Raw genomic sequence first — 22670 nt, 5'->3', positions numbered from 1 at the left:
TATAATCCGAAAGTTAAAATAAGTGCTTTTGCCTTATTGCAAAAGAAGATAGGGAAAATTGCGAACAAATAGCAAGGACTATGGACTTTGATTAAAAGTGCTTTTAATGAAAGCCGTCATCTAACCTCTTCCCCACTTGTTAAAAACCACGCGGTTGGCGGTGGTTTTTTACTGGTGGTTTTGCTGTTAATTGGCTCCCTTCTTTATTCGACGATTTCATGGATGTGGGATGACCAGCGTCTGCCACTCTCTAAAATTGTCTTGCAAGGTGATTTGCACTACGTCTCTGCCCTCGATGTCCAACGTGCTTTTGCGCATTTGGATCATGTCGGAACCTTTATGTCACAAGATATCAAGGTGTTGCAGACGATGGCTGAAGCGATCCCTTGGGTCTCTCACGCCTCAATACGCAAGCAATGGCCAGACACCGTCAAAGTGTTTCTTACTGAGCACCAAGCGGCGGCAATTTGGAATGGCAACGCATTGCTTAATGAGCAGGGAGACGTCTTCAATGGTGACATCGGCCAACTAGAAGAGGAGCGGGTAAAGCTCTACGGCCCACAGGGTACCAGCCAAGAAGTGTTGGACGTGTGGCGTCGAATTAGCCCGAAATTTACCGCGCTCAATTTGTCGATTACGTCCTTGGTGCAAAACGAGCGCCGAGCGTGGCAAATCATTCTAGATAACGGCATTCGTTTGGAATTGGGTAAAGAGTCGTTAGAGGAACGCATCAATCGATTTGTTTCTCTGTATCAGAATTTAGGTAGCGACACGTTAAGAGTGAGCTACATTGACCTCAGGTATGACACGGGAGCATCCGTTGGATGGTTCCCTGATCAAGAGTTAGAACAAGAGAGTACAGATGACTAAGACCGCTGATGACAACATTATTGTTGGTCTTGATATAGGCACTGCAACCGTATCGGCTCTGGTGGGCGAAGTATTGCCTGATGGTCAAATTAATATTATTGGCGCTGGGATTAGCCCGTCGCGTGGTATGGATAAAGGCGGAGTCAACGACCTAGAGTCGGTAGTGAAATCGGTTCAGCGCGCGGTGGACCAAGCGGAGTTGATGGCTGAGTGCCAAATTCGCAACGTCTACATTTCGCTGTCTGGTCGCCATATTGCTAGCCGTATCGAAAAGGGGATGGGCACTATCTCCGAAGAAGAAGTGTCACAAGAAGACATGGATCGTGCGATTCATACCGCCAAGTCTATTAAAATTGGCGATGAGCAGCGTATTTTGCATGTCATCCCACAAGAGTTTACGATCGACTACCAAGAGGGAATCAAAAATCCACTCGGTCTGTCAGGGGTGCGCATGGAAGTCAGCGTGCACCTCATTTCTTGCCACAATGATATGGCGAGAAACATTATTAAAGCGGTTGAGCGTTGCGGCTTAACGGTGGAGCATTTGGTCTACTCTGGCCTTGCGTCAAGTAATGCGGTCATTACAGAAGATGAGCGTGAACTTGGCGTGTGTGTGGTTGATATTGGTGCAGGCACCATGGATGTAGCCATCTGGACAGGCGGCGCGTTACGTCACACTGAGGTCTTTTCTTACGCAGGAAATGCGGTCACTAGCGATATAGCCTTTGCATTTGGCACGCCAGTCAGCGATGCTGAAGAGATTAAAGTCAAATATGGCTGTGCCGTGAGTGAATTGGTCAGCAAAGATGACACAGTTAACGTTCCTAGCGTTGGAGGGCGTCCATCGCGAAGTTTACAACGTCAAACTCTATCTGAAGTGATAGAGCCTCGTTATACTGAGTTAATGGGTCTGGTGAACCAGACGATCGATACTGTTCAAGAAAGACTGCGTGAAGAGGGGATTAAACACCATCTTGCCGCAGGTGTGGTGCTCACAGGTGGGGCATCACAAATTGAAGGTTTGGTTGAGTGTGCGGAGCGCGTGTTCCGCAACCAAGTACGAGTTGGCAAGCCACTAGAGGTGAGCGGCTTAACGGATTATGTCAAAGAGCCGTATCATTCTACGGCTGTGGGTTTACTTCATTACGCGCGCGACAGTCAGGTAAATGATGAGACGGAATACAACGAGCCTTCTCGCCAGTCAGTTACCGGCTTTTTTGCTCGAGTGCGTAATTGGATACAAAAAGAGTTTTAACCTGAGCAGCAGGAAAAACGGAGATAACACATGTTTGAACCGATGATGGAAATGTCTGACGATGCAGTAATTAAAGTCGTTGGGGTTGGTGGCGGCGGTGGTAACGCTGTCGAACACATGGTGCGTGAATCCATCGAAGGTGTTGAGTTCATCAGTATCAATACTGATGCTCAGGCGCTTCGAAAAACCAGTGTCAGTAGTGTCATCCAAATTGGTGGCGACATGACAAAAGGTCTAGGTGCAGGGGCAAACCCGCAAGTAGGACGTGACGCTGCTCTTGAAGATAGAGAAAGAATTAAAGAAGAGTTGTCAGGTGCCGATATGGTATTTATCGCGGCCGGAATGGGCGGTGGTACTGGTACCGGTGCGGCACCTGTTATTGCAGAAGTGGCAAAAGAACTCGGCGTATTGACCGTCGCTGTAGTCACTAAGCCATTTAGCTTCGAAGGCAAAAAGCGCCTGGCGTTTGCTGAGCAAGGTATTGAAGAGCTCTCAAAGCATGTGGACTCGCTTATCACGATTCCCAATGAGAAATTGCTCAAGGTTCTTGGCCGAGGCATCACACTACTCGAAGCATTTGCAAGTGCAAATGACGTATTGAAAAACGCGGTACAAGGTATTGCTGAGCTTATCACTCGCCCTGGCATGATTAACGTCGACTTTGCGGATGTTCGCACTGTGATGTCGGAAATGGGTCACGCTATGATGGGTAGTGGTGTCGCGAAAGGTGAAGACCGTGCGGAAGAAGCGGCAGAGATGGCAATCTCTAGCCCACTGCTTGAAGATATTGATCTTGCGGGCGCTCGTGGCGTCTTGGTCAACATCACAGCGGGTTTGGATATGCGCCTCGATGAGTTTGAAACTGTGGGTAACACAGTTAAGGCGTTCGCTTCTGACAATGCAACTGTGGTGATTGGTACTTCTCTTGACCCAGACATGGCTGATGAAATCCGTGTCACCGTTGTAGCGACAGGTATCGGTAACGAGAAAAAGCCTGACATTACTCTGGTTGCGGGGGGCAAAGCGAAGCCGGTTACGCAAACTCAACCACAACAAACGGTGACGCCTCAAGCGAGCGTCAACAAAGTGGAAGAAAAAGCGGCACCATCTTTGCAAGAGAAACCACAAGTTTCACCTCAGCCGACGACGTCAGGTGTTGGCGGTGGGGCAAGCCAAAGTGCTGCTGCACCGAAAACCGATAAAGAAAGTGGCTACTTAGATATTCCTGCTTTCCTACGTCGCCAAGCTGATTGATGGCATCCATAATTTGACACTGTTCGATTATGTGGTAGGATTCGCGGTCGATGTTAAAGATTGACCGCGTTTTGTGGCAATATTGTTGAGGCAAGGTAGATGATCAGACAACGTACTCTGAAAGAAATAGTGAAAACAACTGGTGTGGGTCTCCACTCTGGTCGTAAAGTCACGCTCACGCTACGCCCAGCTGCTGCAAATACTGGTATCATTTATCGCCGCACGGATTTAGAGCCAGCGGTCGACTTCCCTGCGAACCCAGACTCTGTGCGCGACACCAAATTGTGTACCGCTCTAGTTAATGACGCAGGTGTCCGTATTTCAACAGTTGAACACTTGAATGCTGCCCTAGCGGGTATGGGTATCGATAACGTTATCGTTGAAGTCGATGCGCCAGAAATCCCAATTATGGATGGCAGCGCAAGTCCATTCGTATTCTTGCTTCAACAAGCGGGTATCGAAGAGCAAAATGTCGCAAAACGTTTTATTCGTATCAAGAAACCTATCCGTTTTGAAGAAGAAGACAAGTGGGCGGAGTTTGTTCCGTTTAATGGCTTCCGTATGGATTTCGAAATCGAGTTCAATCACCCGGCTATTGATGCCGACGAGCAGCACTTGGTGTTTGATTTCTCGACCAACGGTTTTGTGAAAGAGATTTCACGAGCTCGTACCTTTGGATTCATGCGTGATATCGAATACCTCCAGTCTCAAAACTTGGTGTTGGGTGGCAGTTTTGACAACGCCATCGTATTGGATGAATACCGTATTCTGAACGAAGAAGGTCTGCGCTTTGAAAATGAATTTGTGACGCACAAAGTGCTTGATGCCATTGGCGATCTGTACATGTGTGGTCACCCTATCATTGGCGAATTCCGAGCTTACAAATCGGGCCATGGTCTCAACAACCAGTTGCTTCGTGCAGTCCTCGCAGACCAAGAAGCGTGGGAGTGGGTGACCTTTGAAGAAGAGGCACCAGCACCGATGGCTTTTGCAGAGCCTAACATGGTGCTTGCATAAAGCGCGGGTATTAAGCCAACAAGCTAAAAATTTTAAAGGCCAGATCGCAGGATCTGGCCTTTTTTGATCGCCCTGACAAATATCAGTGTGGCGAAGTCCTACGATTTATTGGCTAATTTCGCCAAGCTTTCAAGTCGTGCCTTTACTTTCGGCGAGGCGTTTGAGGCGATCATTTCAAGATAGCTTGCGGAGGTGGAAGAGATAGGATCCCTTTTGGGCGCTGACTGCTCGCTTTTCTCACTGTTTGATCGATATAGCTCCGGATTGATTTGTACGCTGACAGCGATCAGTCGAGCGAATCCCTGAGATCGTAATTGATTCAAAATATGCAGACGATCACGATCGATCTTCATCTTGATCCCTGCGCTAGCTACCTCGAGGATCAATTGTCCTTCACGGATGTTTGCCACCCGGCAATGCTTTTCCGTACCACGAGGCAAAATGGCCTGCAGTGCTCGGTTGATCAAGATGATCTCTTCGGCGTGTTGTTGCAGTGTCGACAAGCGAGATTGAGCGATGATGTCGTCGCCTAAAGTAGGGCGGTGGTCACGCATAGTGGGCCTTATATTGCTGGACGGTCTGTTTCATTCTAAGCGAAGCTCGTGCGAGTAGGTAGCACTGCATTGGATAAACTTACGTCATATAAGCACAAAAAATAAAGTGTGCTTCAAACAAATTACCTTGCTATTGGTTGTCAGGGTGAAAATTTCATAAGATAGGCGCCACTAAAATCAGTTCTAGCCTTGAATTCTAAAGTAAATAGCACAATATCTGAGGAAAGTGATTTATCTCAGTATTCTTAGTTTAAAACTGGTAGAGACTGAAGGCATTATAAGATGATCGGGCCCGATCTGAGTTAAGAGAGATTCATAGCAAATGATAACTAAGCTACTGACAAAGGTAATTGGCAGTCGCAACGACAGAACCCTGCGACGTCTGAGAAAAATAGTAAAAGAGATCAACAATTTTGAGCCGACGTTTGAGGCTCTATCTGATGAAGAGCTAAAACAAAAGACCGTCGAATTTCGTCAGCGTTTAGATCAAGGTGAGACATTAGACAGTCTGTTACCTGAAGCTTTCGCGACCGTTCGTGAAGCATCAAAACGTTTGTATGGCATGCGCCACTTTGATGTTCAGCTTATCGGCGGCATGGTCCTAAACAACGGACAAATCGCTGAAATGCGTACTGGTGAAGGTAAAACACTTACCGCGACACTCCCTGCGTATCTGAACGCTCTGCCAGGCAAAGGGGTTCATGTCGTGACTGTCAACGACTACCTCGCTAAGCGAGACGCAGAAACCAACCGACCGCTGTTTGAATTCCTCGGTATGACGGTAGGCGTTAACGTGCCGAACATGCCACCTCAAGAGAAAAAAGAAGCCTATAAAGCAGATATTCTTTACGGTACCAACAACGAATTCGGTTTTGACTACCTACGTGACAATATGGCGTTTCGCGCCGAAGACCGCGTTCAACGCGCGCGCTTTTTCGCTGTGGTCGATGAAGTTGACTCCATCTTGATTGATGAGGCGAGAACGCCGCTGATCATTTCTGGCCCTGCTGAAGACAGCTCTGAGCTGTACACTCGCATCAACACGCTCATCCCACAACTCCAGAAGCAAGACAAAGAAGATTCCGAAGAGTACCGTGGTGATGGTCACTACACGGTGGATGAGAAATCCAAGCAAGTGTATTTGACTGAAACCGGTCAAGAGTTTGTTGAAGAGTTAATGATTAAAAACGGCTTGATGGTCGAAGGTGACACCTTGTACTCACCGACGAACATCAGTCTACTGCACCATGTTAATGCTGCCTTGCGTGCGCATGTATTGTTTGAGAAGAACGTTGACTACATCGTCACTGAAGAGGGTGAAGTGGTGATCGTTGATGAACATACGGGTCGTACCATGCCTGGTCGCCGTTGGTCTGAAGGTCTACATCAAGCGGTGGAAGCGAAAGAAGGCGTTAAGATCCAAAACGAGAACCAAACGCTGGCGTCGATTACCTTCCAGAACTACTTCCGTCTCTACGAGAAACTGTCTGGTATGACGGGTACCGCAGATACAGAAGCGTTTGAATTCCAATCGATCTATGGTCTTGAAACCGTGGTTATCCCAACCAACAAGCCAATGATTCGTGATGATATGCCAGACATGGTTTATCGCACCGAGGCGGAGAAATTCGCTGCGATTATCGAAGACATCAAACAGCGCGTTGAAAAAGGTCAGCCAACGCTGGTGGGTACCGTATCGATTGAAAAATCAGAGCTACTTTCTAATGCGCTGAAGAAAGCGAAAATCAAGCACAACGTGCTTAACGCTAAATTCCACGAGAAAGAAGCAGAGATCGTCGCGGAAGCGGGCAAACCGGGTGCAGTCACCATCGCAACCAACATGGCGGGTCGTGGCACGGATATCGTCCTCGGCGGCAGTTGGCAGTCAAAAGTCGAGACACTGGACAACCCAACTCAAGAGCAAATTGACACGATTAAAGCGGAATGGAAAGCCGTTCACGATCAAGTGCTGGAAGCTGGTGGCTTACACATTATCGGTACTGAGCGTCATGAATCACGTCGTATTGATAACCAGCTTCGTGGTCGTTCTGGTCGTCAAGGGGATGCAGGTTCGTCTCGTTTCTACCTGTCGATGGAAGACTCACTGCTGCGCATCTTTACCTCGGATCGTATGGCTAGCCTTATCCAAAGTGGTATGGAAGAGGGTGAAGCAATCGAATCGAAAATGCTCTCACGTTCGATTGAAAAAGCGCAGCGTAAAGTGGAAGGACGTAACTTCGATATTCGTAAGCAATTGCTGGAATACGATGACGTCGCGAATGACCAGCGTAAAGTGGTGTATGAGCTGCGCGATGAGTTGATGAGCGCTGAAGACATCAGTGAGATGATTGAGCAAAACCGTGACGACGTGCTTAACGCTGTTATCGATGAGTACATCCCACCACAATCGCTAGAAGATATGTGGGATGTGGACGGGCTTCAAGCACGTCTGAAAAATGACTTCGACCTTGATGCGCCGGTCAAGCAGTGGCTTGAAGAAGACGACAAACTGTATGAAGAAGCGTTGCGCGAGAAAATCATTGCGACCTCTATCTCTGTTTACAAAGAGAAAGAAGCCGTGGTGGGCGAGCAAGTGCTGCGCAACTTTGAAAAGTCAGTGATGTTGCAAACGCTCGATACCTTGTGGAAAGAGCATTTGGCTGCGATGGACCATTTGCGTCAGGGTATTCATTTACGTGGCTATGCGCAGAAGAACCCGAAACAAGAGTACAAACGTGAATCTTTCGAGCTCTTTGAAGGTCTTCTTGAAGCACTGAAATCCGACGTGATCACTGTCTTGTCTAAAGTGCGCGTTCAGCAGCAAGAAGAAGTGGAACGTATGGAAGCTCAGCGTCGAGCGCAAGCAGAAGAAGCGGCTCGTTTGGCACAAGCGCAACACGCGAGCGCCGATAACCCATTGAGTGATGAAGACGCAAGTGATGATGCTCATCAGCCAATGGTGCGCGAAGAGCGTAAAGTGGGTCGAAATGAACCTTGCCCATGTGGCAGCGGTAAAAAATACAAACAGTGTCACGGTAAAATTGCGTAAGCGATTAACGTGAGATCTATAGGAAAAGAGTCGCTTTGGCGACTCTTTTTGTATCCGTCTGATGGATGGCAACAACCAAATAGGAACCAGTCAATGAAACGTATTCATATCGTTGCGGCGATCATCTTCAACCAAGACAAATCGAAGATTTTCATCACCAAGCGTCCGGATGACAAACATAAGGGGGGCTTTTGGGAGTTTCCCGGTGGTAAAGTCGAAGCGGGGGAAAGTATAGAGCAAGCGATGGCGCGCGAGCTGGAAGAAGAAGTGGGGATTGTCGTGTCACATCAAACCCCGTTTGAGCATCTTGAGTATGACTATCCGGATAAATCGCTCAAGTTTGATTTTATCTGTGTGCATGAGTTTTCTGGTGAGCCGTACGGCAAAGAGGGACAGCAAGGTGTCTGGGTGGCGATTGCGGATTTGCGTCACTACACCTTTCCTGAAGCAAACGTGCCGATTCTAAAGCGTGTCATTCAAGAGTTTTAATACTGGTTTCAAGCCGAGATTGTTGATAGTTTATTGGCACAAATGGAACAAGAACCAAGGAGTTTTTTGCAATGGTCAGAATTGCAGTTGCGGGTGCGGCCGGTCGAATGGGTCGTAACTTAGTCAGAGCGACATTTTTAAATCAAGACGCCCGTGTTGGTGCAGGATCCGAGCGTCCGGAATCTTCTTTGGTGGGTGTCGATGTCGGCGAACTGTGCGGAGAGGGCAAATTTGATGTCGTGCTGACGGATGATCTTGTCAAAGAGATCGACAACTTTGATGTCATTATCGATTTTACGGCACCGGCGAGCACGCTAGCGAATTTAGAACTTTGCCGTCAGCATGGCAAAAGCATTGTGATTGGCACCACTGGTTTTAGTGAGCAAGAGCGAGCGACCATTGATGAGATTGCTCAGAGCGTTCCTGTCGTGATGGCGCCTAACTACTCCGTTGGGGTTAACCTTGTGTTCAAACTGCTTGAAAAGGCAGCCAAAGTGATGGGCGATTACTGCGACATTGAAATCGTTGAAGCGCACCACCGTCATAAAGTGGATGCGCCTTCCGGTACCGCAATCGGTATGGGAGAAGCCATTGCTGGCGCTATGGGTAACCAGCTCAGCGATGTTGCTGTGTATGCTCGTGAAGGTATTACCGGCGAGCGAACCAAAGATGAGATCGGTTTTGCCACCATTCGCGCAGGCGATATTGTCGGCGAACACACGGCGATGTTTGCTGATATTGGTGAGCGTGTAGAGATCACTCATAAAGCGACGGACAGAATGACCTTTGCCAATGGTGCGGTCAAAGCCGCCGTCTGGCTTAGCCAAAAATCCCCTGGTTTTTATACCATGACGGATGTCCTAGGACTTAATGAGCTATAAATAAATAATTATGCGCTGGGCTTGCCCGGCGTTTTTTATATCTGTGCGTTGAAAGAAAATGAGTTAACTTCAGGCTATGCTCTTTTTTCTTTAAGTTTTATTGTTTATTTTCGTGGTTTGGTGTTGGTTTTATCTTTAATGTCTTTAAAGTTTATATTTACTTCCGATGTTGATCGTTTGCGTAAGGGCGAAGAAAAATAGTGTGATCTGGTACAGGTGATACAAAGAGAGATTTTGAGTTTTTTGAATTGAAATCGATTACTCATTTACAAAAGTTGTTCTTTTAGGCCTTTTGGTCTGTTTTTTGTCTAAAGAGCCCTAAAGTTTCGGTGTTTTTTTACGTGTGTGTTGACACATGTCACAGGCCTCATTAGAATACCGCCAATTTGTCTGAAATACCTAAAACCGCTTTTTTATTGCGCACAGGAAGGCAAATTTGCAGTTAAATTTATTATTTTTGCATTTTTATTCTGGAGGTTGTCTTGAGTAAATCAGCACTGTTAGTCCTAGAAGATGGGACAGTGTTCCGCGGAGTTTCCATTGGAGCAGATGGGTCGTCCGTTGGTGAAGTTGTTTTTAATACCTCGATGACGGGGTACCAAGAAATCCTCACTGATCCTTCCTATTCCCAGCAGATCGTCACCCTTACTTACCCACATATTGGTAACACCGGTACCAATACCGAAGACGAAGAATCTTCTTCAATTCATGCACAAGGCCTTGTGATTCGCGATCTTCCTCTTATCGCATCAAACTTCCGTAGTGAACAAACGCTTTCTGATTACCTAAAGTCGCAAAACATTGTCGGCATTGCGGATATTGATACTCGTAAACTGACGCGTATCTTGCGTGAGAAAGGAGCTCAGAACGGTTGTATCATCGCGGGTGACAATCTTGATGAGGCATTGGCGCTGGCGAAAGCAAAAGAGTTTCCTGGCCTAAAAGGCATGGACTTGGCCAAAGTGGTGTCAACCAAAGAAGCGTATGTATGGAATCAAGGTTCTTGGACGCTAGAAGGTGGATTGCCAGAAGCGAAAGCAGAGAGCGAGCAGCCTTACCACGTTGTCGCGTACGACTTCGGCGCCAAGCGTAACATCCTACGTATGTTGGTTGATCGTGGCTGCCGTCTAACGGTCGTGCCTGCAGAAACGAGTGCAGAAGAGGTGTTGGCGCTCAACCCAGATGGCGTATTCCTATCTAATGGCCCAGGTGACCCAGAACCGTGTACTTACGCGATCGAAGCAACCAAGGTTTTCCTAGAAAAAGGCCTACCTATCTTTGGCATTTGTCTTGGTCACCAAATTCTTGCTCTTGCCTCTGGTGCGAAGACAGTGAAGATGAAGTTTGGTCACCACGGTGCTAACCACCCGGTGAAAGACTTAGACCGTAACGTCGTGATGATCACCTCTCAGAACCACGGTTTCGCGGCAGATGAAGCGACTCTCCCTGAGAACCTACGTGCCACTCACGTGTCACTATTTGATGGCTCTCTACAAGGTATCCACCGTACTGATAAGCCAGCATTTAGCTTCCAAGGTCACCCAGAAGCAAGCCCAGGTCCACACGACGCGGCGCCACTCTTTGACCACTTTATTGAACTGATCAAACAGTCTATTTCAGACACGCAAAACATCGCTTAATTCGGAGTAGTAGAGAATGCCAAAACGTACTGACTTAAAAAGTATTCTAATTCTAGGTGCAGGCCCGATTGTTATCGGTCAAGCATGTGAGTTTGACTACTCTGGTGCACAAGCGTGTAAAGCACTGCGTGAAGAGGGTTACCGAGTCATCCTTGTTAACTCTAACCCTGCGACTATCATGACTGACCCAGACATGGCCGATGCGACTTACATCGAGCCAATCCAATGGGAAGTGGTTCGTAAGATCATCGAGAAAGAGCGTCCGGATGCCGTACTACCAACAATGGGTGGTCAAACAGCGCTTAACTGTGCACTAGACCTTGAAAAACACGGCGTACTTGCAGAGTTCGGCGTAGAAATGATCGGTGCAACCGCTGATGCTATCGACAAAGCAGAAGACCGTTCGCGTTTCGATAAAGCGATGAAGTCTATCGGTCTAGAGTGTCCACGTGCTGATACTGCGAAAACGATGGAAGAAGCATACGCTGTACTCGATATGGTTGGCTTCCCATGTATCATCCGTCCTTCGTTCACTATGGGTGGTACGGGCGGTGGTATCGCTTATAACAAAGAAGAGTTCGAAGAGATTTGTCGCCGTGGCCTAGACCTGTCGCCAACCAACGAACTTCTCATCGATGAATCACTGATCGGTTGGAAAGAGTACGAGATGGAAGTGGTTCGCGACAAAGCGGACAACTGTATCATCGTATGTTCTATCGAGAACTTCGACCCAATGGGCATCCACACGGGTGACTCCATCACTGTCGCACCAGCACAGACTCTAACTGATAAAGAGTACCAGTTGATGCGTAATGCCTCTCTAGCGGTACTGCGCGAAATTGGCGTTGAGACAGGTGGTTCAAACGTACAGTTTGGTATCAACCCGAAAGATGGCCGTATGGTTATCATCGAGATGAACCCACGTGTATCGCGCTCGTCTGCGCTTGCATCTAAAGCAACAGGTTTCCCAATCGCTAAGATTGCCGCGAAACTGGCGGTTGGCTTTACCCTTGACGAGCTACAAAACGACATTACAGGCGGTGCAACGCCAGCATCATTCGAACCTACTATCGATTACGTCGTGACTAAGATTCCTCGTTTTAACTTCGAGAAGTTTGCCGGCGCTAACGACCGTCTGACCACTCAGATGAAGTCCGTGGGTGAGGTGATGGCGATTGGTCGTAACCAACAAGAGTCGCTACAGAAAGCACTTCGCGGCCTTGAAGTTGGCGTGAACGGCTTTGACGAAATGGTTGATCTTGATGCGCCTGACGCACTCACCACCATTCGTCACGAACTCAAAGAAACGGGTGCTGAACGTATTTGGTACATCGCCGATGCATTCCGTGCGGGCATGTCGGTAGAAGGTGTATTCAACCTCACCAACATCGATCGTTGGTTCCTAGTTCAGATTGAAGAACTCGTTAATCTAGAAAACCAAGTTAAAGCAGGCGGTTTTGCTGGCTTAACCGAAGACGTGTTGCGTGTGATGAAGCGCAAAGGCTTCTCAGATGCGCGTTTGTCTGCACTGCTTGGTGTGTCTGAAAGCGAAATTCGTCGTCTGCGCGATCAGTTCGATATTCACCCTGTTTACAAGCGCGTCGATACGTGTGCGGCGGAGTTCTCCTCTGACACGGCGTACATGTACTCCTCTTACGATGAAGAGTGTGAAGCGAACCCGACTGACAAAGACAAGATCATGGTGTTGGGTGGCGGTCCAAACCGTATCGGCCAAGGTATCGAGTTTGACTACTGCTGTGTACACGCCTCTCTTGCCCTTCGCGAAGATGGTTACGAGACCATCATGGTTAACTGTAACCCAGAGACAGTATCCACCGATTACGATACCTCTGACCGTCTCTACTTCGAACCTGTGACGTTGGAAGATGTTCTGTCTATCGTTCGTGTTGAGAAGCCAAAAGGTGTGATCGTGCAATACGGTGGTCAAACGCCACTGAAACTCGCAAGAGCGCTAGAAGCGGCAGGTGTGCCGATTATCGGTACCAGCCCAGATGCGATTGACCGTGCAGAAGACCGTGAGCGTTTCCAGGCAGCGGTTGAGCGTCTAGGTCTAAAACAGCCAGAAAACGCGACAGTCACCACAATGGAACAAGCGATCGAGAAGTCGAAAGACATCGGTTTCCCATTGGTGGTTCGCCCATCTTACGTACTGGGTGGCCGCGCGATGGAAATCGTCTACGATGAGCAAGACTTGCGTCGTTACTTCAACGAAGCTGTCAGCGTATCGAACGAATCTCCAGTCCTACTTGACCGCTTCCTTGATGACGCAACAGAAGTTGACGTGGATGCCATCTGTGACGGTGAGCGCGTTGTGATCGGCGGTATCATGGAGCACATTGAGCAAGCGGGTGTTCACTCGGGCGACTCTGCGTGTTCTCTACCGGCTTACACCTTGAGTCAAGAGATTCAAGATGTGATGCGTGAGCAAGTTGAGAAGTTGGCGTTTGAGTTGGGTGTTCGCGGCTTGATGAATACGCAGTTCGCTGTGAAAGACAACGAAGTGTACCTCATCGAAGTTAACCCTCGCGCTGCGCGTACCGTACCATTCGTATCAAAAGCGACAGGTGCTCCACTGGCGAAAATCGCAGCACGTGTGATGGCTGGACAATCTCTAGAGTCTCAAGGCTTTACCAAAGAGATCATCCCACCATACTACTCAGTGAAAGAAGTGGTGTTGCCATTCAACAAGTTCCCTGGCGTTGACCCACTGCTTGGCCCTGAAATGCGCTCTACTGGCGAAGTCATGGGCGTGGGTGCGACATTCGCTGAAGCGTACGCGAAAGCAGAATTGGGTTGTGGTAACGTCTACCCAGAAGGTGGCCGAGCGCTTCTTTCTGTTCGTGAAGGCGATAAGCAACGCGTGGTTGACCTAGCGTCTAAGCTAGTGAAACTCGGTTACCAGTTGGATGCGACGCACGGCACTGCAGTGATTCTTGGTGAAGCGGGTATCAACCCTCGCTTGGTGAACAAGGTGCACGAAGGTCGTCCTCACATTCTTGACCGTATCAAGAACAATGAGTACACCTACATCGTTAACACGGCAGCAGGTCGCCAAGCGATTGAAGACTCAAAAGTACTTCGTCGTGGTGCATTGGCAGAGAAAGTGAACTACACCACAACGCTAAACGCAGCGTTTGCAACGTGTATGTCTCACACCGCGGATGCATGTGCATCAGTCACCTCTGTACAAGAGCTGCACGCAAAAATCGCTGAAAACGCCTAACCGTTTGATTCGACAATAGGCTCAGTGATAAGAGCCGAATTGACAACCTCATTGCCCACTCCTTCGAGTGGGCTTTTTTATGTTGGGAGATGGGTGATGGGGATCAAGCGAAAGAGCGGATTAGCGCGTGAGCTCAAGGCGGATTAGGACTTCTTCTGTGATGTCGCTTAGCTCACCGTAACCGACGATGGTACCGATCTCTTTTTCTAAGCTTTTTGCCTTGTGGAGGCTGATGTTGGCAAGCTCGGCTAAGTCAGTGCGTACCAGTGCGGTCATAGGGTCAAACACGGGCGCGGCGCAAATTCTCAGGGCATAAAATTCGCCAATTGACATCGCTTGTTTGACGAAGCGAATGCGATCTTTCAGTGTTTCAAACTCGCTGACTAATTTTGATTCGATCGACTGAATGCGCGTACCAAACTTCACCGCACTCAAGTAGATCTCATGATATTGAGGCTCAGCGCCTTCAATTCGGCGCATCGGTTGGGCGATAAGGGTATTGGTGCGACCTTTGTATATAGGTTCGAGAGAAAAGTTCTTCTCTTCACCAAGCTTTGCCAGGAGTCCAAGGTAAGGAGGCAAAGGATAGTTGACCCCAATAACACGTGGGCGTAGATTCGGGCCGCGTTTTTCAAAAAACAGCGGTGAGCTGACCATTTTATCCAACAAAATATCGTGCAGCCCTTCAAGCAGGGCATTACTGGGCAGTAGCTCTTGTTTGGCAACTAATTTATTTTGGTTGTGGTCAATCAGCGAGCCAAAGAAGGCAATAGTCTTCATCGTCTGGCGCTCTTCGATGATCGCCAGTTGCATCCGCTTACCACCAGGGCTGATGCGTATCACCGTATACGGCACTTCATCAAGCGGCAGCTTTTTGTCGTAAAGCTTTAATTCACTAAAGTCGACATGACACAGATCGCCCGCTTTTAATCCGCAAGGTGAGGTGAGTGCAATGCTCGCGCCATGCTTGGAGATATCTAACGTAACCCCAGCGTGACGCTGGCCATCGGCGGTTTTCAGTTGCAAAGGCGATTGAAACTGATACCTCGGCTCTTTGCGACGGGATTTGGCATCAAAATAGAGGCAAGCGGGGTTTGACTCAGGGTTGCGAGTGTGGCGAAACGGGTTGAGCTCGCTGCTGGCAAGACGCGGCTTATCCGTCAGCAAGTAGTCATTGCGACTGCTGCTGTCTGATATCTCTTGTAAAATGCCGCAGTGCGTCAAGGTGTTGGGCTCAAGGCCAAGCTCGGTCGAGTGCGTAGACAGTTCACTTTTTTCTTCGTCATTCAGCTCAAACACAGAGAGGCGAAAGGCTCGCCAACTCTCTTTTTTCGCGCCCACATGCCAAAACAATTGTCGCTGTTCGCGCGTCGCTTCCGGCATCATCATCGAGAAAAACAGCTGCTTGCCCTGATGGTCATGGGTGAAGGAGTAAAGTACGTTACTGCTGCCGCGCATACCCGGAGTGGTCAGTTGTTTCATGCGCTGTTTATTAAACAAACTGGTGAGCGCTTGTTGATTACGTTCGTCGTGCCAGTACTGCCAAATCGGCTGATTGTTCTCCGTCATCAACACCAGTTTAAGTTCGTCGCCACTGAAAAAGACCGGCAGATTGCAGGTGTGTTTGAGATAGGTGTGCTCGTACCCTCGAGAGCGAGCGCGAATGATCTTATCTTGATTATCGTGACGGGCTTTTTTACTGTCGTTATTGAGGCATTCTGCGATGATCGCTTCGATGGCTTGGGTTTCGTCGAGCATGATGGTACGCAGAAACTTCACTGCATCGTTTTCGTAAGACTCGTCGATACCAACAATCCGATAGCTAAACGCTGAGTGAATGGCCTCTACTTCCGAGCTCTGGGCGAGTTCTACAAAGCGTACCTCGACAATTTCACCCAGCTTATAGTCAAACGCAGACGGGACTTTAAACTTGGCCCCAGAAGGAGAGAGGTCAACGGTGACGCCGTGAACCAGTTGTCCTTTGGCGAGATTGAGCTCGATTTGGGAGGAAAGGCGCAGACGATTCTCTTTGCGTTTCAGGTCATAGCCCAAGTTAATCGGCTCGACTTCCAGTGCACTGCTTTTGGCTTGCACTTCGGTGCCGATGGGCTTGCCGCGCTTTTGCATAACACGAAAGTTGTTGTGTGTGTTGGACAGCGCTTCCCAAACGCCTTCGGTATAGCCGCCAAACTTACGCACATTTTTGTGATAAGCGTTGAAGGCGACATCATCTAACCAGTGGCGCAGTCCATCAAGCTTGTATTCTCGACACTCACCTTTGACCCGCCCTCGCAGGTCCACCGGTTTGGTGCACGGTGCCATCACTCGATTGAGCTCCATTTTGACCAATATTTTGACCGACGGAGGCTCGCCTTCTGTCATTTGGGCAAGAAGGTACTCAAAGTCTTGTGAGTGGTAAGCGGCAATGAGCCGCTCAGCGATTGAAAGGATTTCCTGTTGCTGCATATTTTATGGTTAGATCTACCTAATTATTCTCTATCGACCTTGATAACACGATCTTTAATGATATGTTACATCGAATCAAGATAAAGTGACCCAGATTCGAATTGATAAGGTCACAAAATAGCAGGTGAGGAACCATGGCAAAGGCAAAAAGAGCCTACGTGTGCAACGACTGCGGCGCAGATTTCCCAAGATGGCAAGGGCAATGCAATGCTTGTGGCGCTTGGAATACCATCAGTGAGGTGCGTTTAGCCGCTTCACCAGCCGCGGCGCGTAACGAGCGCTTGAGCGGATACGCGGGCAACGCCGCTGAAACCAAAGTACAGACGTTGTCTGAGATTGATCTTCAGGAAGTGCCCCGTTTTACCAGCGGTTTCAAAGAGCTAGACCGAGTATTGGGCGGTGGCGTCGTCCCGGGAGCCGCAATATTGATCGGCGGTAACCCTGGCGCAGGTAAGTCGACATTGCTGCTGCAAACCATGTGTTACTTAGCATCGCAAATGCCGACCCTCTATGTCACAGGCGAAGAGTCCTTGCAGCAAGTCGCGATGCGCGCGTCGCGCTTGGGGCTACCTAAAGACAACCTCAAAATGCTTTCGGAGACAAACGTCGATCGCATCTGCCAGATCGCGGAGCAAGAACAACCCAAAATCATGGTGATTGACTCGATTCAGGTCATGCACGTTTCGGATGTGCAGTCGTCACCGGGCAGCGTCGCTCAGGTGAGGGAGTCTGCCACCGCGCTGACCCGTTATGCTAAGCAAAACAACGTCTCGGTGTTTATTGTCGGCCACGTTACCAAAGATGGCACACTGGCAGGCCCTAAAGTGCTTGAGCACATTATCGACTGTTCTGTGTTGCTCGATGGCGGCACCGACAGCCGTTTTAGAACGCTGCGCAGTCACAAGAACCGCTTTGGCGCCGTCAATGAATTGGGGGTGTTTGCCATGACAGGTCAGGGGCTTAAAGAAGTCAGTAACCCTTCGGCCATATTTTTGTCGCGCGGCGAAGAAGAAACCTCAGGCAGTTCCGTCATGGTCGTATGGGAAGGCACACGACCCTTGTTGGTTGAGATACAAGCGCTGGTGGATTACTCCCAGTTGGCCAATCCACGTCGTGTTGCGGTGGGTCTTGAGCAGAACCGCTTGTCGCTGCTACTTGCTGTGCTACATAAGCACGGTGGACTGCAGATGGCTGACCAAGATGTGTTTGTTAATGTGGTCGGCGGTGTCAAAGTCACCGAAACCAGTGCCGATCTCGCCTTGGTGATGGCGCTGCTATCCAGCTTTAGAGATCGCCCACTACCTAAAGATGTTGTGGTGTTTGGAGAAGTCGGGTTAGCGGGGGAGATTCGCCCGGTGCCCAGTGGTCAAGAGCGTTTGAACGAAGCGTTTAAGCACGGCTTTAAAAAAGCGATCGTGCCGGCTGCGAACATGCCTAAAGGCGGGATTGCGGGCATGCAAATCCATGGTGTGAAAAAGCTGTCTGAAGCGATTGAAGCGTTTGATGAGTTGTAACTGTCAGCGTGATTGATCACCACAACGAATTAAAAAGCGCCTTGCCGATCGTTCAGCAGGGCGCTTTTTGTCTATACGTAGTGCCGCTCTAAAGCATATCGAGTGCTTTTTCCACGGCTTCAATCAATCGATCAACATCATCCTGCTGGTTATAGAGGGCAAAGGAGGCTCGAATCGTACCTGAGACGTTCAAAGCGTCCATCAAAGGATGTGCGCAGTGGTTTCCGGCGCGCACCGCAATCGCCTGTTGATCCAGTATGGTCGCGACGTCTTGATGATGCACACCCTCAACAATAAAAGAGACCACAGAGGCGTTGTCTTGATAACCCAGCACTTTAACATCAGGTAGCGCTGAGAGCCTTTCATTGGTTTGACGGGCGAGGGCGCGTACATGTTTTTCAACGTCTGAGAGATTGAACGTCTCCAGCCAGGCCACTGCGCGACTGAGCGCCAGCGCGCCCGCGACATTGGGGGTGCCGGCTTCGAATTTCCCCGGTAGCTCGCTGAACGTCGTCCCGGAGAAGGAGACTTTTTCGACCATTTTTCCGCCGCCATGCCAAGGGGGCATGGCATTGAGAAGATCGAGTTTGCCATACAGTACCCCAATCCCTGCGGGCGCAAACAGCTTGTGGCCGGAAAAGAGATAAAAGTCAGCGTCTAGGCGCTCGACATCGACCGGTTCATGCACAATACCTTGCGCGCCATCGACCACCACGATCGCGCCCACTTGATGGGCTTTCTCAATCACGGTTTCAATCGGTTGACGCGTGCCCGTTACGTTGGTGACGTGCGCTAACGCGACAATTTTGCAGCGCGGTGAAAGGAGCGCGTCAAAGGCTGCAAGATCAAATTGACACTGTGGCGTCATCGGCACTTTCACCACTTTCGCGCCCGTTTGCTCAGCGACAATTTGCCACGGTACGATATTGGCGTGATGCTCCAGTTCGCTGACTAATATCTCATCGCCCGGAGACAAAGCGCTGCGCGCGTAAGTTTGAGCGATTAGGTTGACCGCTTCGGTTGCGCCACGTGTCCAGATAACGGACGCCGGACTCTGCACGCCAATAAACCGAGCGATGTGAGCTCTGGCTGCTTCAAATTCACTGGTCGCTTGAGCCGTTAAACGGTGACTGCCACGATGGACATTGGCATTTTGCTGGCTGTAGTAACGGCTCAGTGTATCGATGACGCACTGCGGCTTTTGTGTCGTCGCTGCGCTATCAAGGTAGACCAAACGCTGCCCATTCACGTCTTGGTTGAGTGCTGGAAATTGGCCAATGATCTCAGCGGTTTCTCTCATTACGCTTCACCCAATTTGTGATATTGCAGGGTCGGAATCGTGACCATCGGCTCGGCAACTGTGGCAGCATGGGATTTTCCAGAGAGATGAATGATGATTTCCATTGCAAACTCTAACGCTGTGCCCGGTCCCTGACTGGTCATTAGATTGTGATTGATGTCGTAGGTGACGCGTTTGACACGGCGTCTCTGCTCATCAATCATCGGCCAGAAACTAGGGTGACAGGTCATCAGCGCATCGGTGTACAAGCCATGATGAACCAGAACGAGCGCAGGCGCGGCGCAAATGGCTGCGACCAACTTACCTTCGTACATCTGCTGGCGCACAATCTCGACCAAAACGGTGCTGTCGCGAAAGACCTCGCTGCCGCCAACGCCACCGGGTAGGATGACGGCGTCAAATTCATCGTCTGCCACATCAACCAGTGTGCATTGCGCCGTGAGTGGGATGCCGCGTGAGCCAATCATGGTCAGATGACCATCAAAGTCGGCGCTGGCCACCACGGCATCATAGCCGGCACGTACCATCATATCGATGATGGTGACCGCTTCCATTTCTTCGCTGCCTGGGGCGATGGGGATCAGTACTTTTTTAGTCATCTTTCCAGCTCTGTTCTCTCTGTTTTATCTCTTGGTATAGACGTTGATTCATCGGTGTGGTTAGCCCGTAGTGCGCCGCCCATTTGAGGAGGTATCCAGTAATAAAGTCTATCTCGCTGTGCCTTTTATGCACAATATCTTGATGCATGGATGAGAAGTTACGAGCGGTGTTGGCGATCACGGCATTGATCTTCTCGAACAGTTCTTTTTGAGTGATGGTGTAGCCCTTAGCATGCATGACGCTATGCACTTCACTGACGATCTCGGCAATGGTTGCCTGAAGATCGTCTCGGGCCAGCTCACCATTACGTATGTGTTCTAAAGCCGTCAGCGGATTGATGGCGCAGTTAATGGCAAGTTTCAGCCACAACGCCTGTTCGATGTCTGGGTGCCATGCCGTTGTTGGTAAAGCGTGGTTGAGCACCTCGGCCAGAAAGCCACACGCTTGACCGCGAAGATTCGCAGCACCGATAAAGGTTTCCCCTTGGCCGGTATGTTGAATTGACCCATCGTCGCTGCGTAAGGCGCCGTGTGTGGTGGTCGCCAGCAGTAAAGGATTGTTGGGTAGCCAGGTCTGTAATTGCTCTGCGTTCCCCATGCCATTGTGCATCAGCATGATCATGGTATCGGGGTGAACTAGGCCGCGGAGTGGCAACAGTGCCTCACACACCTGAGGGGCTTTGAGTGTGACCAACAAAAGGTCGGCGTTGGCTAAGCGGTCAGGTTGGTTGTTGGCGAACGTTAGAGATTCACCATCTAGGCAAAGGGATAGGCTCACTACGTCATGTCGTGAATAGACCGCGACAGCGTGCCCCGCTCGATAGAGCGCATGGGCCCACAAGGTACCAATCGCACCAGGACCGAGAATCACGATATTCATCATCAAGCAAAGGGTTAAGGATTTGAGGCAAGGATACGGATTGGCCGCGAGAATGCCAATAAAAATGGCGCCGATTGGCGCCATTTAGCTATGAAATAGCTGTTAACTTAGAATTTGTATGTGACAGCGAGGTAGTGACCAGCGCCAGAAGATTCTGCTTTGGTCGATGCATCCCACGGTAGGCCTTCGTTGTCGGCAAAACCATATACATCATGGTAAAGTTTCAAGCCGTAACCAACTGCAAAGCGGTCTGAGTGCCAGTAGATGCCGTTAAACATCGCGCCACCGTTGCTTGCTGTTGCGTAGCCTTTATCTGTGTCCATACCAAATTGGTAATCGATGTAGCCTTGGTAAGAGATAAACGAACCATTTTCGAAGAAATGGAATGGTTTAAACCAGTTGGTAGAGATCTGGTAGCCGTTCCAATCTTTTTTGTTCGAGTCGTATGTACCGTATAAGTTCAAGCCTACTTTGCCAAACCATGGTAGCTCGACATCAGAACCCAAACCGATTTTTTGGCTGTTAACGCCTGGGCTTCCATCAATACAACCAGTTTCGTTACAGTTAGTAGCACCGCCACCACCCCATTCCATTACAGAAGCTACGTAGAGCTCTTTTACTGGACCGAATGATAGGTCTTTTCCTGATAGTGCATCTAGTGAAACGCGAGGAGCGAATTTCATGAAGATTTTCTCAGATTTCGCTTTGTCGCTGCTTGAATCGGAAGTTAAGTTGAAGACGTCGACATAACCATACAAATCGAAGATGCCAGAGCGACCACCAAACTCCATTTCTAGGTAATCGTGAGTTGATTCAGATACACCTTTCTCATTGAATGCACCCATGATGTTGAATTGCATCCATTTGTAGTCGTTCTTGTGGATGTCGCCGTCTGAATAGTCAGCTGCCATCGCAGGCGCAGACATTGCTGCTACAACACCAAGAGCTAGAAGTGATTTACGCATAGTGGGACTCTCTATGTATTCGTTAAGTGTAAAAATGACGTCCATATATTGTGTAGCACGTTCTCCGACGTGCTCAGTTGGTGAGCATAATAGCGATTTAAATCTCAATTGGTAGTGATACGGAGTGCAAAAACACACAAAGTTAGTGAGGTTGATCACATTTATAGATAGAAAACTCAGTTATCGAGGAACTTTCACACTTTTGCATACTTTTTGATACAGATATCGTTTACGCAAACGTTTATGCGAAGTTTTATGCTTGTCAATGAATCAACAGATTTGGTTAGTGATCGGTTTTTTTTAGCGCTGCGTACACATTGGCAACGATGTAGAGGTGAAACAAAGTGCAAGAGATCATGCTATTTCCCTTGAGTTCCATTGTCCTTCCTGAAGGTAAAATGAAACTAAGGATATTCGAGCCCAGATACAAACGACTCGTCTCTAATGCGATGAAAGGAGACGGTACGTTCGGAATTTGCTTACTAGAAAGGGCCAAACAGTCAGACGCCGTTCAACTGTCACACACCGGCTCTCTGGTTCGCATCGTCGATTTTGATCAGCTAGACGACGGTCTGCTCGGTATCACGGTGTGTGGACTTCAGCGTTTTACTATCGAGCGGGTGCGCACTGAGTTTGATGGGCTGCGCATGGCGAAAATTCGCACGCTGCCTAACTGGCAAGTCGCAGAGATGT

Annotated in this window: 17 protein-coding genes; 11 read left to right on the top strand and 6 right to left on the bottom strand. The window is 49.2% G+C overall.

Annotated features, from left to right (window positions below):
• Nucleotides 1-87 precede the first annotated feature (87 nt).
• The 4 genes from AC6R0L_RS06875 to lpxC all read left to right on the top strand — a co-directional run bounded on the left by AC6R0L_RS06875 (nucleotide 88) and on the right by lpxC (nucleotide 4396).
• Nucleotides 88-870 carry a cell division protein FtsQ/DivIB gene (locus AC6R0L_RS06875; protein ID WP_334554348.1) on the top strand — a complete coding sequence of 261 codons (783 nt, stop codon included), beginning with the start codon at nucleotides 88-90 and terminating at the stop codon, nucleotides 868-870.
• Nucleotides 863-2125 carry a cell division protein FtsA gene (gene ftsA / locus AC6R0L_RS06870; RefSeq protein ID WP_487901317.1) on the top strand — a complete coding sequence of 421 codons (1263 nt, stop codon included), beginning with the start codon at nucleotides 863-865 and terminating at the stop codon, nucleotides 2123-2125. The genes AC6R0L_RS06875 and ftsA overlap by 8 nt, the downstream gene beginning before the upstream one ends.
• Before the next feature lie 30 nt (nucleotides 2126-2155).
• Nucleotides 2156-3379 (top strand): cell division protein FtsZ, encoded by a 1224-nt coding sequence (ftsZ, locus tag AC6R0L_RS06865; RefSeq protein WP_487901316.1) that lies wholly within the window; start codon nucleotides 2156-2158, stop codon nucleotides 3377-3379.
• Between the two features lie 99 nt (nucleotides 3380-3478).
• Entirely contained in the window at nucleotides 3479-4396 is a 918-nt protein-coding gene (gene lpxC / locus AC6R0L_RS06860) for a UDP-3-O-acyl-N-acetylglucosamine deacetylase (RefSeq protein ID WP_487901315.1), read from the top strand.
• Nucleotides 4397-4494: 98 nt separating this feature from the next.
• Here the strand turns inward: lpxC and AC6R0L_RS06855 are convergent, their stop codons facing one another.
• Nucleotides 4495-4950 (bottom strand): DUF721 domain-containing protein, encoded by a 456-nt coding sequence (locus tag AC6R0L_RS06855; RefSeq protein WP_500628691.1) that lies wholly within the window; start codon nucleotides 4948-4950, stop codon nucleotides 4495-4497.
• Between the two features lie 322 nt (nucleotides 4951-5272).
• Here AC6R0L_RS06855 and secA point away from each other — a divergent pair, with 322 nt between their 5' ends.
• The 5 genes from secA (at nucleotide 5273) to carB (ending at nucleotide 14253) form a co-directional block, all read left to right on the top strand.
• On the top strand, nucleotides 5273-7999 hold the full coding sequence (secA, locus tag AC6R0L_RS06850; protein ID WP_500628690.1) for a preprotein translocase subunit SecA: 2727 nt from the start codon (nucleotides 5273-5275) through the stop codon (nucleotides 7997-7999).
• A gap of 93 nt (nucleotides 8000-8092) precedes the next feature.
• A complete protein-coding gene (gene mutT, locus AC6R0L_RS06845) occupies nucleotides 8093-8488 on the top strand; it encodes an 8-oxo-dGTP diphosphatase MutT (protein ID WP_500628689.1) in 396 nt (131 codons plus the stop codon).
• 71 nt (nucleotides 8489-8559) lie between these two features.
• A complete protein-coding gene (dapB, locus tag AC6R0L_RS06840) occupies nucleotides 8560-9369 on the top strand; it encodes a 4-hydroxy-tetrahydrodipicolinate reductase (protein ID WP_500628688.1) in 810 nt (269 codons plus the stop codon).
• Between the two features lie 482 nt (nucleotides 9370-9851).
• A complete protein-coding gene (carA, locus tag AC6R0L_RS06835) occupies nucleotides 9852-11009 on the top strand; it encodes a glutamine-hydrolyzing carbamoyl-phosphate synthase small subunit (protein ID WP_487901311.1) in 1158 nt (385 codons plus the stop codon).
• Between the two features lie 16 nt (nucleotides 11010-11025).
• A complete protein-coding gene (gene carB / locus AC6R0L_RS06830) occupies nucleotides 11026-14253 on the top strand; it encodes a carbamoyl-phosphate synthase large subunit (RefSeq protein ID WP_487901310.1) in 3228 nt (1075 codons plus the stop codon).
• A 120-nt stretch (nucleotides 14254-14373) separates the two neighbouring features.
• On the opposite strand, the gene AC6R0L_RS06825 is transcribed toward carB, so the two are convergent.
• The gene (locus AC6R0L_RS06825; RefSeq protein WP_500628687.1) at nucleotides 14374-16719 is read right to left on the bottom strand and encodes a PilZ domain-containing protein; all 2346 of its coding nucleotides are present in this window, start codon (nucleotides 16717-16719) and stop codon (nucleotides 14374-14376) included.
• A 134-nt stretch (nucleotides 16720-16853) separates the two neighbouring features.
• Here AC6R0L_RS06825 and radA point away from each other — a divergent pair, with 134 nt between their 5' ends.
• Nucleotides 16854-18233, top strand: a complete 1380-nt coding sequence (gene radA, locus AC6R0L_RS06820; protein ID WP_500626524.1) for a DNA repair protein RadA — start codon at nucleotides 16854-16856, stop codon at nucleotides 18231-18233.
• Between the two features lie 88 nt (nucleotides 18234-18321).
• Here the strand turns inward: radA and csdA are convergent, their stop codons facing one another.
• The 4 genes from csdA to AC6R0L_RS06800 form a co-directional block, all read right to left on the bottom strand.
• Nucleotides 18322-19533, bottom strand: a complete 1212-nt coding sequence (gene csdA, locus AC6R0L_RS06815) for a cysteine desulfurase CsdA (RefSeq protein ID WP_500628686.1) — start codon at nucleotides 19531-19533, stop codon at nucleotides 18322-18324.
• On the bottom strand, nucleotides 19533-20132 hold the full coding sequence (locus AC6R0L_RS06810) for a DJ-1 family glyoxalase III (protein WP_500628685.1): 600 nt from the start codon (nucleotides 20130-20132) through the stop codon (nucleotides 19533-19535). Before AC6R0L_RS06810 ends, csdA begins: the two co-directional genes overlap by 1 nt.
• Nucleotides 20125-21012, bottom strand: a complete 888-nt coding sequence (gene panE, locus AC6R0L_RS06805) for a 2-dehydropantoate 2-reductase (RefSeq protein ID WP_500628697.1) — start codon at nucleotides 21010-21012, stop codon at nucleotides 20125-20127. The genes AC6R0L_RS06810 and panE overlap by 8 nt, the downstream gene beginning before the upstream one ends.
• Before the next feature lie 107 nt (nucleotides 21013-21119).
• Nucleotides 21120-21977 (bottom strand): nucleoside-specific channel-forming Tsx family protein, encoded by an 858-nt coding sequence (locus AC6R0L_RS06800; RefSeq protein WP_500628684.1) that lies wholly within the window; start codon nucleotides 21975-21977, stop codon nucleotides 21120-21122.
• A 344-nt stretch (nucleotides 21978-22321) separates the two neighbouring features.
• Here AC6R0L_RS06800 and AC6R0L_RS06795 point away from each other — a divergent pair.
• Nucleotides 22322-22670: LON peptidase substrate-binding domain-containing protein (locus AC6R0L_RS06795; RefSeq protein ID WP_500628683.1), on the top strand; the 349-nt coding region annotated here is incomplete at its 3' end.

The organism is Vibrio sp. R15-SG3-ISO1A, assembly GCF_059833955.1.
This window is presented reverse-complemented; position numbering and strand designations above follow the sequence as displayed.

What these genes read in the sequence shown, in the direction of transcription:
- ftsA (WP_487901317.1), top strand. Translation starts at nt 863, where the DNA reads ATGACTAAGACCGCTGATGACAACATTATTGTTGGTCTTGATATAGGC.
- ftsZ (WP_487901316.1), top strand. Translation starts at nt 2,156, where the DNA reads ATGTTTGAACCGATGATGGAAATGTCTGACGATGCAGTAATTAAAGTC.
- lpxC (WP_487901315.1), top strand. Translation starts at nt 3,479, where the DNA reads ATGATCAGACAACGTACTCTGAAAGAAATAGTGAAAACAACTGGTGTG.
- AC6R0L_RS06855 (WP_500628691.1), bottom strand. Translation starts at nt 4,950, where the DNA reads ATGCGTGACCACCGCCCTACTTTAGGCGACGACATCATCGCTCAATCT.
- secA (WP_500628690.1), top strand. Translation starts at nt 5,273, where the DNA reads ATGATAACTAAGCTACTGACAAAGGTAATTGGCAGTCGCAACGACAGA.
- mutT (WP_500628689.1), top strand. Translation starts at nt 8,093, where the DNA reads ATGAAACGTATTCATATCGTTGCGGCGATCATCTTCAACCAAGACAAA.
- dapB (WP_500628688.1), top strand. Translation starts at nt 8,560, where the DNA reads ATGGTCAGAATTGCAGTTGCGGGTGCGGCCGGTCGAATGGGTCGTAAC.
- carB (WP_487901310.1), top strand. Translation starts at nt 11,026, where the DNA reads ATGCCAAAACGTACTGACTTAAAAAGTATTCTAATTCTAGGTGCAGGC.
- AC6R0L_RS06825 (WP_500628687.1), bottom strand. Translation starts at nt 16,719, where the DNA reads ATGCAGCAACAGGAAATCCTTTCAATCGCTGAGCGGCTCATTGCCGCT.
- radA (WP_500626524.1), top strand. Translation starts at nt 16,854, where the DNA reads ATGGCAAAGGCAAAAAGAGCCTACGTGTGCAACGACTGCGGCGCAGAT.
- csdA (WP_500628686.1), bottom strand. Translation starts at nt 19,533, where the DNA reads ATGAGAGAAACCGCTGAGATCATTGGCCAATTTCCAGCACTCAACCAA.
- AC6R0L_RS06810 (WP_500628685.1), bottom strand. Translation starts at nt 20,132, where the DNA reads ATGACTAAAAAAGTACTGATCCCCATCGCCCCAGGCAGCGAAGAAATG.
- panE (WP_500628697.1), bottom strand. Translation starts at nt 21,012, where the DNA reads ATGAATATCGTGATTCTCGGTCCTGGTGCGATTGGTACCTTGTGGGCC.
- AC6R0L_RS06800 (WP_500628684.1), bottom strand. Translation starts at nt 21,977, where the DNA reads ATGCGTAAATCACTTCTAGCTCTTGGTGTTGTAGCAGCAATGTCTGCG.